This is a genomic window from Pseudomonas sp. 10S5, from assembly GCF_035019745.1.
Classification (GTDB): domain Bacteria; phylum Pseudomonadota; class Gammaproteobacteria; order Pseudomonadales; family Pseudomonadaceae; genus Aquipseudomonas.
The window spans coordinates 1-3,342 of sequence record NZ_JASJVL010000038.1 but is presented as its reverse complement, the minus strand read 5'-3'; the positions used below and the strand labels follow the sequence as shown (position 1 = coordinate 3,342).

The 3,342-nt window shown below is 55.1% G+C and carries 1 protein-coding gene and 2 pseudogenes; all 3 read left to right on the top strand.

Going from position 1 to position 3,342, the window contains the following annotated elements; genetic code table 11:
• Positions 1-1,866, top strand: a pseudogene (locus QN378_RS23235) (hypothetical protein); the annotation flags it as partial.
• Positions 1,863-2,930: a hypothetical protein gene (locus QN378_RS23230; protein WP_322205709.1), complete on the top strand. Its 1,068-nt coding sequence runs from the start codon at positions 1,863-1,865 to the stop codon at positions 2,928-2,930. The pseudogene QN378_RS23235 and the gene QN378_RS23230, both read left to right, overlap by 4 nt.
• Positions 2,927-3,342, top strand: a pseudogene (locus QN378_RS23225) (hypothetical protein); the annotation flags it as partial. The gene QN378_RS23230 and the pseudogene QN378_RS23225, both read left to right, overlap by 4 nt.

Here is a 3,342-nt window from a genome sequence, read left to right as displayed (position 1 = left end):
GCACTGCTGGCCGCTGTCAGTTGTGAGGTCATTGACCCGAAGCAACTCAATACGCTCGACGCTTATTTACTGGCCGGTCTGGTGGAAAGCGGCAGCCTCAACAACACCCTCACCGGCACCCTAAAAGCAGCGGCCGCCGCGCTGGGAAATCTTTTTGAAAACCTGCAAGGCTCGGTGGATACCGCAGAGCGCGCGGTGCAGGCAGCACGAAATATTCCAATATCGACCACATCCCCAGCCCCAGTAGTAAACCTGACGCAGCAAAAGCGAGCCGTGGCGCAATTGCGCAGCATGCTGCCGGGTGGTTTCGGTGCCCTGCACTTCCTCACCCATCAAGAGGCCAGAAACAAGAATCTGTACATCTTTGGCTTGACCGACCTGCCGGAAATCCCGGAGCGCCTGCGCAGGCCGAGCCTTGACTATCGATCCGCGTCCGACATATCGATGGTTGAACCTCAGCACTATCGCAACGGCGGCGACCTACGCCCCAACACGATCGTCATTGCCATGCCCCGCGAGCATCGGGTTGCCCAGCTGGTTAGTAGCGTGAACCAACGAGTAAATGCGGCGTGGCAGGAGAATATGGCCGAACAAGAAAAGGTCAGGGGCAATGCGATTCAGCAGGCGGTTAAACACCAACAGGCATTGAAGAGCGAGTGGATGTACAAGGCGCTGAACTCCACACCGTTTGCCGCGATGGTGGGGATGTTAGAGGTTTGGAATTTGAGGAATGAGTGGGTAGCGTGGGATGCCGTCGAGCGAGAAAAGGGACAGTTGAGGGCTGTAGGTGGCGCAGCCGGAGCGGGATTGGACTTATTAATCGCTATGGAGGCGTTAACTGTAAAGTTAGCAGGTAGCCAACTCATTCTCTCAGCGGCCAATAAAACCCTATTTGTCATTCCCGAAGCATTTGGCACCCGAGTACTGGGTGCAAAGCTCGCCCAACGTCTGGTCAAAAATATAACCGCCAGTCTGCTCGGTAGAATTACAGCCGGATCAGTCTTCGTCGGCCTCAACCTGTATGACGCATGGTATGCCCATCAATGGGGAGATGATGCCAAGTGGGGCCACCTGCTGATGGCCGCCGGGGGACTAACCGGTATCGCAAGTACGATGACCGTCGGTGGCGCCACGCTCCTTGGATTAGGCCCTTTGGGCTGGATTACCCTGATATTTGTCAGCATCGGTCTCAGCTTGGTGTACTGGCTGGGTTCGACCCCCATCGAAGACTGGCTAAGCGCAGGCCCCTTCGGTCCAAACGCTGATCGCGCACCCCATCTCCAATCGCCGGAACCGGCCTTCTACTACTTGGTCAGCCTAATCGCCGACATTCGTATCACCGTTGAACGCAACCCGGAATACACCGTCCCCGCCTACAGCGAACACTACAATCCGGTACCCAAGTATGTGCGTGAGGCAGACACGCGTATTCGAATAGAAAGCAACTTGCCCGGCCTCCTGACGGGACCGGGCGACCTCAGCACCAAAGCATCGTGTGCGCTGATGATGGTCCGTCGATTCCAGACTCGTTTTGATGGCTCCCCTCGCGTAGAAACCCAGCTATATCCCGAGACCAAACCGATTACGTATCGGCGGACAATTAACGGCTTAGAAATCTTTATCGTGACACCGTGGGAGAGGTACGCCGAAACAGCTCGCTCTAACGATGCAGTGTCGGCGCATATCGAATGGCAAGTCCGTGCCCAACTGACATTAAGCGATGGCGATTCGTCGTGGGTATTCCCGGCGCCAAAGCCTAAAGACCCGACGCCGTTCAATTCCACCCACGCAGCACCTAACTTCAAGGAAGTTGGACAACTCTACTGGGCTGATGAAACCACCCATAGGGCAAGGGGCGACAATTGAAGTCGCTCAACTCGCCTTACTACGCGGCGACAGCGTATCGAGTAGATTGCATCCCCAAGCAACAACCATCAGCTGAGCGTTCGTGGATACGGCGCTTTTCCAAGGTGCGTTTGCCGTGGGGACTAACTCAACAAGTCGCACCCGATGATTTTTTGACAGAGGCGTCACCTGAGGATCTCCGACGGGTAGAAAAAGGCTTGCAGGAAAAAAAGGAAAAGGTGGCTTTAGGTACTTATGTACCAGCGCCATACGAACACGTGGACTTCCATGATCGGCACGATAATGAACGCTTCAGGTTTTCGTTGTGGTCAAAAAGATCTCAGTTTTGGATCTATCTAAACCTATTCGGAAAGTGGGGATTCATTATCGTACTTCCCGTGTATTTAATGACTATCTTCGCTGGTGCCACTAAATCTAGAGAACCCTATCTAGACGCATTAGTTTCGTTATTCGAAGCATCAGCGCATGTACTTCTACTGCCGCAACTTTTCTGCTGGGCAATCGCCGCCCTAGTCATTCGCTTCCTCCCCCACCTCTGGGTCAAACCCTCCCGAGGCCCCATCTGGGAAATTAACCGCCGTACCGGTCTCGTCACACTCTTCGATTACGACAACAACGGCGAGTACAAAAACAACGGCACCATCGGTGAACTCACTGCGCCGTTTTACGAGTTCGACGCCTACATCGCCACCATCCCGGACCGCCAAGGCTTAGTGACGAACGTGCTGTATATCGCCCACCGCTACCGCGACATCGTGATTAACTTTCGTCCTTTGCTGGCACCCGGCGAAGGTCAGTTGTGCTGCGCGTTATGGGACTTTTTACAAAACTACATGGACACCAGCCGGCCGCTACCGGACTTGCCGCGCTATGAACAATACCGCCACCTCGATCCAACAACGGCTGAATACGACCGCAAAATCGGCCGCGACCCAAGGTTTTGGATCGATATGGACGATGCCGCATTCAAGCAAGCACTCTACGACATGCGCGGCAAGATCGATCAGATCGACACCTTCCAGCGCCCGAACTTGATGGCGCGGTATGTGGAGTATGTGGATTGAGTCCCTCGAATGCCATGTGGATTAGTGCGGGGCCCTTCGGCCCTAACAGTGACCGAGCGCCCCATCTGCAAGCCCCGGAAAATGCGTTCTACTACTTGGTCAGCCTGTTTGCCAACATTCGGATCACCGTTGAAGCCAACCCGGAATACTGCCTCCCGGCCTGCATCGAGAACTATAATCCGGTGCCCATGGATATACGCGCATCTGATACCCGCATCCGAATCGAGAGCAACCTGCCCGGCCTATTGACCGGACTGGGCGACCTCAGCACCAAAGCCTCGTGTGCACTGCTGAAAGTTCGCCGATCCCGCGTTCGCGATGACGGACCGCCTCGCGAAGAAACCCATCTATTTCCCGAGGCCAAGCCTATGGCGTACCGGCCGAAGCCCGATGGGATGGAAATATTCTTGCA